Source organism: Klebsiella pneumoniae subsp. pneumoniae HS11286, assembly GCF_000240185.1.
Lineage (GTDB): Bacteria > Pseudomonadota > Gammaproteobacteria > Enterobacterales > Enterobacteriaceae > Klebsiella > Klebsiella pneumoniae.
In genome coordinates, this window is the sequence record NC_016845.1 from 548861 (window position 1) to 563964 (window position 15104).

The following is a 15104-nucleotide window of genomic DNA, read 5'->3' on the forward strand; positions in this document are numbered from 1 at the left end:
AATGTCGTAGATGGATACGGCGGCGCCTGCCGCCGTATAGCAAGGAACTTTCATGGATTACCCGCAGATTCTTTCCCCGATTATCAGCTTCCTGCACTGCCCGACGCCGCAGGCGTGGATTGACGAAGCCCGCAAGCCGGAAAACCTGCCGCTGCTGCTAACCGACCATATGGTGTGCGAGCTGAAAGCGGCGCAGAACGCCATGCTGCTGGTGCGTCGCTACGTCGCGGATAAAGCTGACGCCGACGAACTGTTGGCCTGCCTGAAGCCGTACGAAGACTTCACCTACCGCCGGGGGCCGGAGCCGGATTTTGTCACCCTGCATAAACGGATCAACAAAAGCGCCATGCCGCAGACCGACGACCCGTGGGGCCGCCAGCTGCTGGACAGCATGATTTTGTTGATTAAAGAGGAACTGCATCATTTCTGGCAGGTGCGGGAGATGATGCTGGCGCGCGATATCCCCTACGTCAAAATCACCGCCAGCAACTATGCCCGCGGCCTGCGGCGCGAAGTGCGCTCGCATGAGCCGGTGATGCTGATCGATAAGCTGATCTGCGGCGCCTATATCGAGGCCCGCTCTTGCGAACGCTTTGCCGCCCTGGCGCCGTGGCTGGACGACGATCTGCAAAAGTTCTACCTGTCGCTGCTGCGCTCCGAGGCGCGTCACTATCAGGACTATCTGGATCTGGCGCAGAAGATTGCCGGAGAAGATATCAGCGAGCGGGTGCGCCAGCTCGGCGAGGCGGAAGCGGCGCTGATCCTCCGTCCGGAGGCCGAGTTCCGCTTTCACAGCGGTGTGCCGGTAGCGGCGTAACCCACGATATTCGGGCCCTGTAGTCACTAACACCGGCAGTTTCAGTAGCCATGGGGAGAGATAGCGTTGAGAGCTTCAGCTCGCAATGGTACGGGCCGTAGGTCGGGTAAGGCGTTAGCCGCCACCCGACAAAAAAACGGCACCGCGAGCACGGGTAAGGTGCCAGCGGTGCCATCCGGGACATACCCCGGCTCGCGCTACGCTTAGCCGTGTAGCCCCGGTAAGCGTAGCGCTACCGGGGACGCCTGCGATATCGAGGCGCTACAGCGTTTTCAGCATCCGCACTTCACAGTCAACGTGGCCGGTGCAGCCCAGCGGTCCGTCAATGTGCTCGAAGCCGAGATGTTCATATAAGCCGATCGCCTCCGTCAGGAAGGCGGTGGTTTCCAGATAGCAGCGCTTAAACCCTTGTTCGCGGGCGTAGTCCAGCGCCAGCAGCGCCAGCTTCTTCGCCAGCCCCTGGCCGCGGGCGCTGGTCATAAAATACATTTTCTGCAGCTCGCAGATATCCGGCTCGCTGCAGGCGAGCGGCGCGACGCCGCCGCCGCCAACCACTTCCCCCTCTTGCTCCACCACCCAGTAGGCGGAGCCCGGCTGGCTGTACAGCTCATACAGCTCATCGAGATTCGGGTCGGCGACCGTATAGCCTTTATCGGCGGTCAGGCCATATTCAGCCGAGACCTGGCGGATGACCCTGGCGATGGCGGCATTGTCTGCCGCCGTAATGCGACGCAGCAACGTCGCCGCGGGGACGCTCGTATTCATACAATGACTCATTACCCAAAAAAGACGAATGATGATGTTAATAACATCGCGACAGGGGAAAGCGCAAGCGAGGATGTTTCATAAAAAACGCCCCTTGCCGGGTGGCAAGGGGCGGGAGGATCACAGCGCGGCGATCACCGCCTGCTGCTCAATCAGCTTCGCTTTCGCTTCCGCGTAGCCTTCCAGCTTCTCGCGCTCTTTAGCGATCACTGCTTCCGGCGCGCGGGCGACAAAGCCTTCGTTGGCCAGCTTGCTCTCGATGCGGCCAATTTCACCTTCGATTTTGGCCACTTCTTTCGCCAGACGCGCCAGCTCATCTTCTTTATTGATGAGGCCCGCCATCGGGATCAGCAGCTCGGCGCCGTCGACAATCTTGGTCACCGAGACCGGACCTTTATCATCGGCAGGCAGCACGGTAATGCTTTCCAGACGCGCCAGGTTCAGCAGGAAGCTGCGGTTGTCGTTCACACGACGCTCGGCATCTTTGCTGCAGCCGCGCAGTAGCAGTTCCAGCGGTTTGCCCGGAGCGATGTTCATTTCCGCACGGATGTTACGCACGGCGACGATCGCCTGCTTCAGCCATTCGGTGTCGGCCAGCGCCGCGTCATCCACCTGAGAAGCATCGTACTGCGGGAACGGCTGCAGCATGATGGTGTCGGCGGTGATCCCGCAGATCGCTTTCACGCGCTGCCAGATGGTCTCGGTAATGAATGGAATGATCGGATGCGCCAGGCGCAGCAGACCTTCCAGCACGGTGACCAGAGTATGGCGAGTCCCGCGCAGCTCCGCTTCGTTGCCACCGTTCATAACCGGCTTGGTCAGCTCCAGGTACCAGTCGCAGAACTGGTTCCAGGTGAACTCGTACAGGATGCCGGCGGCAATATCGAAGCGGAAGTTATCCAGCGCTTCGCGATACGCTTTCACGGTGTGGTTGAATTCCGCGATGATCCAGCGGTCGGCCAGGGAGAGCACCATTTCGCCGCCGTTGAAGCCGCAATCCTGATCTTCGGTGTTCATCAGCACGAAGCGGCTGGCGTTCCACAGCTTGTTACAGAAGTTACGGTAACCTTCCAGACGCTTCATATCCCAGTTGATGTCGCGGCCGGTAGAGGCCAGCGCCGCCAGGGTGAAGCGCAGGGCGTCGGTGCCGTGCGGCTCGATGCCGTTCGGGAACTGTTTCTCGGTACGCTTGCGGATTTTATCCGCCAGCTGCGGCTGCATCATGTTGCCGGTACGTTTTTCCAGCAGCTCCGGCAGGGTGATACCGTCAACCATATCCAGCGGGTCAATGACGTTACCCTTGGACTTGGACATCTTCTGGCCTTCGTCATCGCGGATCAGACCGGTCATGTAGACGGTCTTAAACGGTACCTGCGGCTTGCCATTTTCATCTTTGATGAAGTGCATGGTCATCATGATCATGCGGGCGATCCAGAAGAAGATGATGTCGAAGCCGGACACCATCACGCTGGTCGGGTGGAACTGACGCAGGGCGTCGGTGTTTTCCGGCCAGCCGAGGGTGGAGAAGGTCCACAGCGCGGAGGAGAACCAGGTATCGAGAACGTCTTCATCCTGACGCAGGGCAACGTCGGCGCTCAGGTTGTTTTCCTGACGCACTTCGTCTTCGCTACGGCCTACGTAGACGTTGCCGTCGTTGTCATACCATGCCGGGATGCGGTGACCCCACCACAGCTGACGGGAGATACACCAGTCCTGAATATCGCGCATCCAGGAGAAGTACATATTTTCGTACTGCTTCGGCACGAACTGAATATCACCGTTTTCAACGGCTTCGACTGCTGGCTTGGCCAGCACGTCCGCGCGCACGTACCACTGGTCGGTCAGCATCGGCTCGATCACCACGCCGCCGCGATCGCCGTAAGGGACGGTCAGGTCGTGCGGTTTGATCTCTTCCAGCAGGCCGAGGGCGTCAACTGCCGCAACAACGGCTTTACGCGCCGCGAAGCGTTCCAGTTTCTGGAACTCCGCCGGGATCTCGCTGGAGTAGACGTCGGATTCATTGCCTTTGGTGTCGTAGACTTCCGCGCTTTCGCGAATGTCGCCGTCAAAGGTAAGGATGTTGATCATCGGCAGCTGGTGACGACGACCCACTTCGTAGTCGTTAAAGTCGTGCGCCGGGGTGATCTTCACGCAGCCGGTGCCTTTTTCCATGTCGGCGTGCTCGTCGCCCACGATCGGGATGCGGCGGTTAACCAGCGGCAGCACCACGAATTTGCCAATCAGATCTTTGTAGCGCGGATCTTCCGGGTTAACGGCCACGCCGGTATCGCCCAGCAGGGTTTCCGGACGGGTGGTGGCGACCACCAGGTAATCTTTACCGTCAGCGGTTTTCGCGCCATCGGCCAGCGGGTAGCGGATGTGCCACATGGAACCTTTCGATTCGCGGTTTTCCACTTCGAGGTCGGAAATGGCGGTGCGCAGTTTCGGGTCCCAGTTAACCAGGCGTTTGCCGCGGTAGATCAGGTCTTCTTTGTACAGGCGAACAAAGACTTCTTTCACGGCATTGGAAAGCCCCTCGTCCATGGTGAAGCGCTCGCGCTCCCAGTCCACGGAGTTGCCGAGACGGCGCATCTGACGGGTAATGGTGCCGCCGGATTCCGCTTTCCACTGCCAGATTTTGTCGATAAAGGCGTCGCGGCCGTAGTCGTGGCGGGTTTTCCCTTCTTCAGCGGCAATCTTACGCTCAACCACCATCTGGGTAGCGATACCTGCGTGGTCGGTACCGGCCTGCCACAGGGTGTTTTTGCCCTGCATGCGCTGGTAGCGAATCATGGTATCCATGATGGTTTGCTGGAAGGCATGACCCATATGCAAACTGCCGGTGACGTTCGGCGGCGGGATCATGATGCAGAAGCTCTCCTGGCTTTCATCACCATTCGGTTTGAAATAGCCCTGCTTTTCCCAGTGCTCGTAAAGCGGCTGTTCGATATCTTGTGGGTTGTATGTCTTTTCCATTATTTCCAGGTTGCCGTGTTCAGGTTGAAACCAGCCATGCGGTACGCCTTATAGCGTTCGCGCGCCAGTTGTTTCAGATTGTCTTCGTAAGGGACAAAGTCTATCACTTCTGTGAAAGCGGTGGCAAAATCTGCAAAGTTTAGCCGCAGGCTGATAAGAATATCCCGCGGGCTGCTGTTGCGCTTTTGCGGCCAGGCAATCTCTACCGGCGCGCCGCCTCTCGGGCCTTCGCCCGCCAGATTATGCGGCACAAAGCTCTCCGGCGGCCGCGACCACAGCGCCTCGTCGAGGCGAATCGCCTGCTGTTCATCTTCGCAGGCGATTAGGACGCGCTTGCCGTTGCGCCAACGTTCTGCGGCAATGTCACACACCAGCTGCTCGACGGCGCTCAGGCCGTCGACGGTGGCGTCATTGTCCAGAAGATAGAACGTTGCGTTTTTCATATATGGGGCTTCTTGTTGTGGATTTAAATGCAAAGCCGGGCGGCGCTACGCTTACCCGGCCTACAGTGTGCTGCCGTTTGTAGGCCGGGTAAGGCATCGCCGCCACCCGGCATATCACATCACTCTTCGCCGTTAAAACCCGCACGATTGAGCAGGAACTGCGACAGCAGCGCCACCGGACGACCGGTCGCGCCTTTGGCCTTACCGGAACGCCAGGCGGTACCGGCGATGTCGAGGTGCGCCCAGTTGTACTTGCGGGTGAAGCGCGACAGGAAACAGCCGGCGGTGATCGCGCCGCCAGGACGGCCGCCAATGTTCGCCATATCGGCAAAATTGGACTCCAGCTGATCCTGGAACTCGTCGGCCAGCGGCAAACGCCATGCGCGGTCGCCCGCCAGTTCGGAGGCGCCGATTAGCTCATGGGCCAGCGGGTTATGGTTCGACATCAGGCCGGTGATGTGATGGCCGAGGGCAATCACGCAGGCCCCGGTCAGCGTCGCCACGTCGATAACCGCTTCCGGCTCGAAGCGCTCAACGTAGGTCAGGACGTCGCACAGCACCAGGCGGCCTTCGGCGTCGGTGTTCAGCACTTCCACCGTCTGGCCGGACATAGTGGTCAGGACGTCACCCGGACGATAGGCGCGGCCGCCAGGCATGTTCTCACAGCCCGCCAGCACGCCGATGACATTCAGCGGCAGCTGCAGTTCGGCAACCATCCGCATCACGCCGTACACCGCCGCCGCGCCGCACATGTCGTACTTCATCTCGTCCATGCCTTCGGCAGGCTTGATGGAGATACCGCCAGAGTCGAAGGTCAGGCCTTTACCGACCAGCACGATAGGGCGCGCGTCCTCAGCCGGGTTACCTTTATATTCGATGACCGACATCAGCGACTCGTTCTGCGACCCATTGCCGACGGCGAGGTAGGCGTTCATCCCCAGCTCGCGCATCTGCTGTTCGCCGATCACCCGGGTGATGACGTTTTTGCTGTAGGTATCGGCCAGCTGACGCGCCTGAGAGGCCAGATAGGCGGCGTTACAGATGTTCGGCGGCATATTGCCAAGATCTTTTGCCGCTTTGATGCCGGCGGCAATCGCCAGGCCATGCTGAATGGCGCGTTCGCCGCTGGTCAGCTCGCGACGGGTCGGCACGTTAAAGACCATTTTACGCAGCGGGCGACGCGGCTCGCTTTTGTTGGTCTTCAGCTGGTCGAAGCTGTACAGCGTCTCTTTGGCGGTTTCAACCGCCTGGCGAACTTTCCAGTAGTTGTTACGGCCTTTGACGTGCAGCTCGGTCAGGAAGCAGACGGCTTCCATTGAGCCGGTATCATTCAGGGTATTGATGGTTTTCTGGATGACCTGCTTATACTGACGCTCATCCAGCTCGCGCTCTTTGCCGCAGCCAATCAGCAGAATGCGCTCAGACAGAATGTTTGGCACATGGTGCAGCAATAACGTCTGGCCAGGTTTGCCTTCCAGCTCGCCGCGACGCAGCAGGGCGCTGATGTAGCCGTCGCTGATTTTATCGAGTTGTTCGGCGATGGGGGAGAGGCGACGTGGTTCAAAGACGCCGACCACGATACAGGCGCTCCGCTGCTTCTCCGGGCTACCGCTTTTTACACTGAACTCCATGCACTATGCTCCTGAATCTTAAAGACAACAGTGGTGGCTACGGCTATACTCGTCGCCTTTCAAGTTGCAGATGCGCCGGCTGCGCCTGCTTACCCTGACGTGGCACATTGTGCGCGCCAGGGGCCACAGCCCTGCTGCCTTCTTACAACTCGAAATCCATTGAGTATATAATTGCAAGCTTTCGTAACTCATATCCGCTGTTGCGGTGACTTCGTGTTAATCTTAACGTTATTAAGGCCTGGGTTCGTCAGAAAAGATCCTGACATGCAGAACCGATGAGTCATTTAATCTTAGCGACGTTTTCGACGACCAAAGAGAATAAATGACGTTTAAGCCATGAAACAAGCAATTTTCCTGCACTAAAACGGGTTTTTACGGGCGTATTTATAGTGATAATCATAAGATATCTGGTTCGTGAGACGCTGAAAAGCCAGTTGGCGATCCTATTCATCCTGTTACTGATTTTCTTTTGTCAGAAATTAGTCAGGATCCTCGGCGCCGCGGTGGATGGCGATATCCCAACCAATCTGGTGCTCTCGCTGTTGGGGCTCGGCATCCCGGAGATGGCGCAGCTTATCCTGCCGTTAAGTCTGTTCCTTGGCCTGCTGATGACCCTCGGCAAGCTGTACACCGAAAGTGAAATTACGGTGATGCACGCCTGCGGCCTGAGCAAAGCCGTGCTGATCAAGGCGGCGATGATCCTTGCGCTGTTCACTGGCGCGGTGGCGGCGGTCAACGTTATGTGGGCGGGGCCGTGGTCGTCGCGCCATCAGGACGAGGTGCTGGCCGAAGCTAAAGCTAACCCCGGTATGGCGGCGCTGGCCCAGGGCCAGTTCCAGCAGGCCAGCGATGGTAACGCGGTGATGTTTATCGAAAGCGTCAACGGCAACCGCTTCCATGACGTCTTCCTTGCCCAGCTGCGTCCGAAAGGCAATGCGCGCCCCTCGGTGGTAGTGGCGGATTCCGGCGAGCTGTCGCAGCAGAAAGACGGCTCGCAGGTGGTGACCCTCAACAAGGGCACCCGCTTTGAAGGCACCGCGATGCTGCGCGACTTCCGCATTACCGACTTCAATAACTATCAGGCTATTATCGGCCACCAGGCGGTGAGCGCCGATCCGGACGACACCGAACAGATGGATATGCGCACCTTGTGGAAAACCCACACCGACCGCGCGCGCGCCGAACTGCACTGGCGCTTCACGCTGGTGGCGACCGTCTTCATTATGGCGCTGATGGTGGTGCCGCTCAGCGTGGTGAACCCGCGTCAGGGCCGCGTGCTGTCGATGCTGCCGGCGATGCTGCTTTACCTGGTGTTCTTCCTGCTGCAAACGTCGATTAAGTCGAACGGCGGCAAAGGCAAAATGGACCCGGCTATCTGGATGTGGGCGATTAACCTGCTCTATTTTGCGCTGGCGGTGCTGTTAAACCTGTGGGACACGGTGCCGATGCGCCGCTTCCGCGCCCGTTTTAATAAAGGAGCGGCCTGATGCAGGCGTTTGGCGTACTTGACCGTTATATCGGTAAGACGATTTTCAACACCATCATGATGACCCTGTTCATGCTGGTGTCGCTCTCCGGCATTATCAAGTTTGTCGATCAGCTGAAAAAGTCCGGGCAGGGCAGCTACGATGCGCTGGGCGCTGGTCTCTACACCATCCTCAGCGTGCCGAAGGACATCCAGATCTTCTTCCCAATGGCGGCGCTGCTTGGCGCGCTGCTGGGGCTGGGGATGCTGGCCCAGCGCAGCGAACTGGTGGTGATGCAGGCATCCGGTTTCACCCGGCTGCAGGTAGCGCTGGCGGTAATGAAAACCGCGATCCCGCTGGTGCTGCTGACCATGGCCATCGGCGAGTGGGTGGCGCCGCAGGGCGAACAGATGGCGCGCAACTACCGTGCCCAGCAGATGTACGGCGGCTCGCTGCTCTCAACCCAGCAGGGGCTGTGGGCGAAAGATGGCCACAACTTTGTCTATATCGAACGCGTAAAAGGCAACGATGAGCTGGGGGGCGTCAGCATCTATGCCTTCAACCCGGAGCGTCGTTTACAGTCGGTGCGCTATGCCGCTTCGGCAAAATTCGATAGCGAAAATAAAGTGTGGCGTCTGTCGCAGGTGGATGAATCCGACCTGACCGATCCAAAGCAGGTGACCGGGTCGCAGATGGTGAGCGGCACCTGGAAAACCAACCTGACGCCGGACAAACTGGGCGTGGTTGCCCTGGATCCGGATGCGCTGTCGATCAGCGGGCTGCACAACTATGTGAAATACCTCAAGTCCAGCGGCCAGGATCCGGGACGCTACCAGCTCAATATGTGGAGCAAAATCTTCCAGCCGCTGTCGGTGGCGGTGATGATGCTGATGGCGCTGTCGTTTATCTTTGGCCCGCTGCGTAGCGTGCCGATGGGCGTGCGGGTGGTGACGGGGATTAGCTTCGGCTTTATCTTCTATGTCCTCGACCAGATTTTCGGCCCGCTGACCCTGGTCTACGGCATACCGCCGATCATCGGCGCGCTGTTGCCGAGCGCCAGCTTCTTCCTGATAAGCCTCTGGCTGATGATGCGCAAGGCCTAGCGGGTAAGCCTGAAACGTAAGCCCCCTCAGCGATGAGGGGGCTTTTTTTTAGCGCTTGCGTCCGCCCAGCAGGCTGCCCAGCATGCCGCGGACGATCTGATTGGTGACCTGGCGAACCGCGCTTTTCGCTGCGGTCTGCACGATACCGTCGCGTTTACCGCCCCGCGGGCCGGTGCTGCCGAACAGGATATCTTTCAGGCCGCCAAGCAGCCCGTCGTCATCGCCGTTCTGCTGGCCCTTCGCCGGCGGAGCCGACTGCTGCCCGGTGGCGACCTGCACCCCTTGCTGCAGCATTTCGAAAGCCGACTCGCGGTCCACCTCCTCCTCATACTTACCGTACAGCGGAGAGTGGTTCAGCAGACCATTGCGCTCGTCATCGCTGACCGGCCCCATTCGCGAACAGGGGGCGATAACCATCGCCCGCTCGACCACCGACGGGCTGCCTTTCTCATCGAGGAAGGAGATCAGCGCCTCGCCGGTGCCCAGCTCCTGGATCGCCTGCTCGGTACTGAAGGCCGGGTTGGCGCGCATGGTCTGGGCGGCGGTTTTCACCGCCTTCTGGTCCTTCGGCGTAAAGGCGCGCAGGGCATGCTGCACGCGGTTGCCCAGCTGGCCGAGCACGGCGTCGGGAATATCCGCCGGGTTCTGCGAGACAAAGTAGACGCCGACGCCCTTGGAGCGGATAAGGCGGATCACCTGTTCAATTTTATCCAGCAGCACCTGCGGCGCGTCGTTGAACAGCAGATGCGCCTCATCGAAGAAGAACACCAGCTTCGGTTTATCGAGGTCGCCGGCTTCCGGCAGGCGCTCGTAGAGCTCGGAGAGCATCCACAGCAGGCTGGCGGCGTACAGCTTCGGCATCTGGTAGAGCTTTTCGGCGCTAAGGATATTGATCACCCCTTTACCGCTGGCATCGACGCGCATCCAGTCGGCAATATCCAGCATCGGCTCGCCGAAGAAGTGCTCGGCGCCCTGTTGCTCCAGGGTCAACAGCCCGCGCTGGATGGCGCCGATCGAGGCGCTGTTAATATTGCCGTACTGGTTCTGGAAAGACTTGGCGTTATCGCCGATAAACTGGGTGATGGCGCGGAGGTCTTTGAAGTCGAGCAGCAGCAGGCCGCGGTCGTCCGCGATGCGGAAAATAATGTTCAGTACGCCGCTCTGCACCTCGTTGAGATTGAGCAGGCGCGCCAGCAGCAGGGGGCCGAGATCGGAAACCGTCGCCCGCACCGGGTGGCCCTTCTCGCCAAAGATATCCCAGAGCACCACCGGGTTGGCATGCGGCTCCCAGTCGCTGACGCCGATCTTCTCCAGCCGCGCCTGCAGTTTCTCTGAGCTCTGCCCCGCGGCGGCAATGCCGGTCAGGTCGCCCTTGACGTCGGCCATAAATACCGGCACGCCAATCTCCGAGAACGACTCAGCCAGCTTCTGCAGGGTGACGGTTTTACCGGTGCCGGTCGCACCGGTGATAAGCCCATGGCGGTTGGCCATCGCGGGCAGTAAATAGAGCGCGTTATCCAGCGTGCGCGCAATCAACAGGGGTGAGCTCATGGTCGATTCCTCCATTTATCCTGCGACGATTATAGGCAACCTCGTCGTCCGGCGTTGGGAAAATCGTCACGCGCCGCGCACGCTGTACCGTGAGGGTCTCAGGCGCAGTGGCGCTGGATGAGCGCGATGCTCTGCTCAATTTCGCGCTCGATATCCGCTTCGCTCCATTGCGCCAGCTCGGGGGCGAAGGGCTCAAAAGCGTACACCCCCTGATAGCCGCGGGCTTCCAGCGCTTTAACCTGCTCGCAGGTGCCGAGACGATCCTTCGGGGTTAGCATGATGCGCTCGGCATCGGTGAGCTGCTCGCGCGGACGGCTATCGTCCACTCCTGAAAGGTGCACCAGCCCGATATCCGCCACCTCCACCTGGCTGAACTCGTCCGCCGCCTGCGGGTAAAGATGGTGATGGAAGGTGTCGAGCAGCAGCTTAAACGGCACGCGGGCGTCGTGGATCAGCGTCTGCGCCTGATGTGCAGAACGCAGCGAGCTTTGCGGGAAGCCCAGCGGCTCCACCAGGCCGTGGATGCCATAGAAGGCGAACAGCGGCGCCAGGTCGCGCAGGGCGCCCAGGGTTTCGCTGGCCGGCACCTCGCTGCCGTCGTTGAGCGGACAGAGCACCAGCGATTTGGCGCCGATGGCCTGGGCCTCTTTCAGCAGCGATTCGGTCAACTGCCGCACCTCTTCGCTACGACGGTTAAAGGGGTAGACCGCGTTAATCGTCAGGATCTCGATGTGGTAGCGCGCCGCCAGCTCGCGCACCTGCTGATGGCTCAGATCGTCGGTCACTTTTCCACTGGGTAAATCGTTGCGCAGCTCGACCTTATTCAGGCCCAGACGGTTCACCAGACGGAAAAACGCTTCAATGCTGAGCGCTGGCGCGATTTTGCGGTTAATACAAAAACGTTGCATTGCGATGGCCATAGGACACTCCTGACGGAAGAGGGGTAGGTTCGTTCAATTGGCTAACAGTCAAAACGTTTATTCCAAAATTAGCAAGAATGGAAATGATGAATGTTTGAGCTGTCTCGCAAAATATCACCGGCACCGACTACCGGCGCGACAGCGGCGGGAAGCCTGGCGTCGAGGGCAACGAGGCGCGATGCGGGAAGCGCACAGGCGACCGGTTAGCGCAAAATGCGACTGTTATCACCAAAATGAAATTTCATTTCACAACAATGTTGAAATATAAATTTCATTTTACTACGGTTATAGCACAGCAGAATCAGCGACGGGCCGGTGTGCGCTGGCCCCCTTCACTATGAGGCGAGAACATGACGATCACAGGAAACTTTATTGGCGGGAAAACCGTTATCAGCAGCAGCAACGAAACGATGCCGGTGTATGACCCGGCGACGGGCAAAGCGGTGCGCGAAGTCACGGTGTCAACCGCGCAGGAAGTCTCCGAGGCGATTCAGGTTGCTCGCGATGCGTTTGACAGCTGGTCCCGTACCACGCCGCTGCGCCGCGCCCGCGTGCTGTTCAACTTCAAAATGTTGCTGGAGCAGCACGTGGAAGAGCTGGCGGGGATCATCGTCAGCGAGCACGGTAAGGTGTGGTCGGATGCGCTGGGCGAGCTGACCCGCGGTATGGAAGTGGTCGAATTCGCCTGCGGGATCCCGCACCTGATTAAAGGCGAATACTCCTCTGACGTCGGCACCGGCGTCGACAGCTACTCGTTGATGCAGCCCCTGGGCGTGGTGGCAGGGATCACCCCGTTCAACTTCCCGGCGATGGTGCCGATGTGGATGTTCCCGCTGGCGCTGGCCTGCGGCAACAGTTTCGTCCTCAAGCCGCCCGCGCTGGCGCCGACGGCCGCTGTGCGTCTGGCAGAGCTGTTGAAAGAGGCTGGTCTGCCGGACGGCGTGTTTAACGTCGTGCACTGCAGCAATGAAGATGCTGAGCAGCTGTACACTGATCCGCGTATTGCGGCGGTGAGCTTCGTCGGCTCCTCCGGCGTGGCGGAGTATATCTATAAGACCGCCAGCGCCCACGGCAAGCGAGTGCAGGCCTTCGGCGCCGCCAAAAACCACGCGATTGTGATGCCGGATGCCGATCTCGACGCTACCGTTAACGCCATTATGGGCGGCGCTTTTGGCTCCGCAGGCGAGCGCTGCATGGCGCTGCCGGTGGTGGTGGCGGTGGGAGATGAAACCGCCGACAAACTGATCGCCCGCCTGAAGCCGCTGGTGGAAGCGCTGAAAGTAGGCCCGGGCTGCATGCGCGGCCAGGAAGAGAACGAGATGGGACCGGTGGTGTCTGATACCCACCAGAAAAAAGTGCTCGGCTATATTGATAAAGGCGAAAGCGAAGGGGCAAAACTGGTGGTCGATGGCCGCAAACTGCGCGTGCCGGGTTACGACGCGGGCTACTATGTCGGCGGCACCCTTTTCGATCACGTCACCCCGGAGATGACCATCTGGCGCGAAGAGATCTTTGGCCCGGTGCTGGGGATTGTGCGCGCGGCGGACTATGACAGCGCCCTTGAGCTGGTCAACAGCCACGAGTTTGGCAACGGCAGCGCCGTTTTCACCAGCAACGGCCACACCGCGCGTGAATTCGTCCACGACGTGCAGGCGGGGATGGTCGGGGTGAACGTGCCGGTCCCGGTGCCGATGGCGTTCCACAGCTTCGGCGGCTGGAAGCGCTCGGTGTTTGGCGCGTTGAACGTCCATGGGCCGGACGGCGTGCGCTTCTACACGCGTATGAAGACCGCCACCGTACGCTGGCCGGCAGGGCAGCAGACCGTATCTGAATTCAGCATGCCGACGTTAGGTTAATCGGCGAAGGAGAGCGCCATGTCGTTACTGGCTAAATCGCGAAAAGAGGGACAGATCCAGCATATTACGCCGCAAAGCGCCGGTTGGCGCTATATCGGCTTTGATGTCTGGATGTTGAAAAAAGGGCAGACCGTGACGCTGGAGAGCGGCGATCGCGAGCTGTGCCTGGTGCTGGTCGCCGGGCTGGCGTCGGTGAAAACGCAACATGCCGATTTCCCGAATCTCGGTAAACGGATGTCGCCGTTTGAACGCACCCCGCCGTGGTCGGTCTACATCCCGCCGCAGGATAAAGTCGAGGTGACTGCCGATTCCGATCTGGAGCTGGCGGTATGCAGCGCGCCGGGCAAAGGCAGCTTCCCGGCACGCCTCATTCGGCCGGAAGACGTCGGGGTAGAGCACCGTGGGAAAGGGCGCAACCAGCGTCGGGTGCATAATATTCTGCCGGACAGCGCCGAGGCGGACTGCCTGCTGGTGGTGGAAGTCTACACCGACGAGGGGGCCACCAGTTCGTGGCCGTCGCATAAACATGATACCGCCCAGCCGGGCAAAGAGACGCAGCTGGAAGAAACCTACTATCACCGCTTCGATCCGCCGCAGGGCTTTGCCTTCCAGCGGGTCTACACCGACGACCGCAGCCTGGACGCCTGTATGGCGCCCTACAACCACGATGTGGTGATGGTGCCGCGCGGTTACCATCCGGTGGCAGCGATTGCCGGTTACGATAGCTACTATCTGAACGTGATGGCCGGGCCGGACCGGAAATGGCTGTTCACCTGGGAAGATGACCACGCCTGGATCAACACGCCGGAGTACCCGCGCCACGACTGACGTGCGGTGCAGAAGCGGATAAAGAAGGCCGGTTAGCGATGCTAACCGGCCTTCCTGTTTGAGGGCGGCAGATGTTTTTTCGCGAAACGCTCCGCGGAATCCCACTCCCGACCCGGCAAGCGCAGCGCCGCCGGGAAGGAACCTCCGGCGCCATACCCGCCTTTGTGCCGGATGGCGCTACGCTTATCCGGCCTACGGGAGCCTCCCATAAGCTCCTATACCCCAGGCCCGGCAAGCGCAGCGCCGCCGGGCAGGACACCGCAGACACCGTACCCGTTTTTGTGCCGGATGGCGCTACGCTTATCCGGCCTACGGCATCCTCCCGTAAGCTCCTATACCGTAGGCCCGGCAAGCGCAGCGCCGCCGGGCGATGACCGCAGGCACGGTGCTGCTTTTATGCCGGGCGGCGGCTCATGCCTTGCCCGGCATACGGTTCATGCGACCTGCCGTTAATTTATTCACCATTGTTGCTGAAACTGCCGGTGCTGACGGCCTCAAAATCGCTGAGACGTTCCCGGAAGGCCGGGGCAGCCCGCATGGATGCGGGCTGAGGGCCGTGTTTTGCACGGACGCTGCCTCGGCCCGACCCGAAGCCTGCAGGGATAAGTCGAAGGGACCGCGTAGCGGCGATTTTGCTGGCCGGAGCCCGGGGGTACAGGGGGCGGCGGCGACTGGCCGCCCCCTGTGCGCTCCCTGCGCCATGCCAGGCATAACGCAGACGATTAACCGGGAGCGCAATGTGCGCTGA

At 60.1% G+C, this 15104-nt stretch carries 11 protein-coding genes; 5 read left to right on the forward strand and 6 right to left on the reverse strand.

The annotated features are described in order from the left end of the window. The first annotated feature begins 52 nt into the window (after positions 1–52). The gene (locus KPHS_05140) at positions 53–817 is read left to right on the forward strand and encodes a hydroxylase for synthesis of 2-methylthio-cis-ribozeatin in tRNA (RefSeq protein ID YP_005224814.1); all 765 of its coding nucleotides are present in this window, start codon (positions 53–55) and stop codon (positions 815–817) included. A gap of 261 nt (positions 818–1078) precedes the next feature. Here KPHS_05140 and KPHS_05150 read toward each other — a convergent pair whose 3' ends face one another. The 4 genes from KPHS_05150 to KPHS_05180 all read right to left on the reverse strand — a co-directional run bounded on the left by KPHS_05150 (position 1079) and on the right by KPHS_05180 (position 6632). Further along, complete coding sequence (locus KPHS_05150) at positions 1079–1582, reverse strand: GNAT family acetyltransferase (protein YP_005224815.1); 504 nt, start codon at positions 1580–1582, stop codon at positions 1079–1081. 120 nt (positions 1583–1702) lie between these two features. Further along, positions 1703–4558 carry a valyl-tRNA synthetase gene (locus KPHS_05160; protein ID YP_005224816.1) on the reverse strand — a complete coding sequence of 952 codons (2856 nt, stop codon included), beginning with the start codon at positions 4556–4558 and terminating at the stop codon, positions 1703–1705. Continuing rightward, the gene (locus KPHS_05170) at positions 4558–5001 is read right to left on the reverse strand and encodes a DNA polymerase III subunit chi (protein ID YP_005224817.1); all 444 of its coding nucleotides are present in this window, start codon (positions 4999–5001) and stop codon (positions 4558–4560) included. The genes KPHS_05160 and KPHS_05170 overlap by 1 nt, the downstream gene beginning before the upstream one ends. A 119-nt stretch (positions 5002–5120) precedes the next feature. Further along, positions 5121–6632, reverse strand: a complete 1512-nt coding sequence (locus KPHS_05180; protein ID YP_005224818.1) for a leucyl aminopeptidase — start codon at positions 6630–6632, stop codon at positions 5121–5123. A 389-nt stretch (positions 6633–7021) separates the two neighbouring features. On the opposite strand from KPHS_05180, the gene KPHS_05190 reads away from it, so the two are divergent. Together KPHS_05190 and KPHS_05200 are read left to right on the forward strand one after the other, a co-directional pair. Next, entirely contained in the window at positions 7022–8119 is a 1098-nt protein-coding gene (locus KPHS_05190) for a putative transmembrane protein, transport (RefSeq protein YP_005224819.1), read from the forward strand. After that, positions 8119–9201, forward strand: a complete 1083-nt coding sequence (locus tag KPHS_05200) for a putative transmembrane protein, transport (protein ID YP_005224820.1) — start codon at positions 8119–8121, stop codon at positions 9199–9201. The genes KPHS_05190 and KPHS_05200 overlap by 1 nt, the downstream gene beginning before the upstream one ends. 48 nt (positions 9202–9249) lie before the next feature. Here KPHS_05200 and KPHS_05210 read toward each other — a convergent pair whose 3' ends face one another. Together KPHS_05210 and KPHS_05220 are read right to left on the reverse strand one after the other, a co-directional pair. Then, positions 9250–10752, reverse strand: a complete 1503-nt coding sequence (locus KPHS_05210; RefSeq protein ID YP_005224821.1) for an ATPase — start codon at positions 10750–10752, stop codon at positions 9250–9252. 98 nt (positions 10753–10850) lie between these two features. After that, on the reverse strand, positions 10851–11672 hold the full coding sequence (locus KPHS_05220) for a TIM barrel protein (RefSeq protein YP_005224822.1): 822 nt from the start codon (positions 11670–11672) through the stop codon (positions 10851–10853). 350 nt (positions 11673–12022) lie between these two features. On the opposite strand from KPHS_05220, the gene KPHS_05230 reads away from it, so the two are divergent. Both KPHS_05230 and KPHS_05240 read left to right on the forward strand, forming a co-directional pair. Then, entirely contained in the window at positions 12023–13528 is a 1506-nt protein-coding gene (locus KPHS_05230) for a putative aldehyde dehydrogenase (protein ID YP_005224823.1), read from the forward strand. 18 nt (positions 13529–13546) lie between these two features. Beyond that, complete coding sequence (locus KPHS_05240) at positions 13547–14356, forward strand: 5-deoxy-glucuronate isomerase (RefSeq protein ID YP_005224824.1); 810 nt, start codon at positions 13547–13549, stop codon at positions 14354–14356. The last annotated feature ends 748 nt before the right edge of the window (positions 14357–15104 follow it).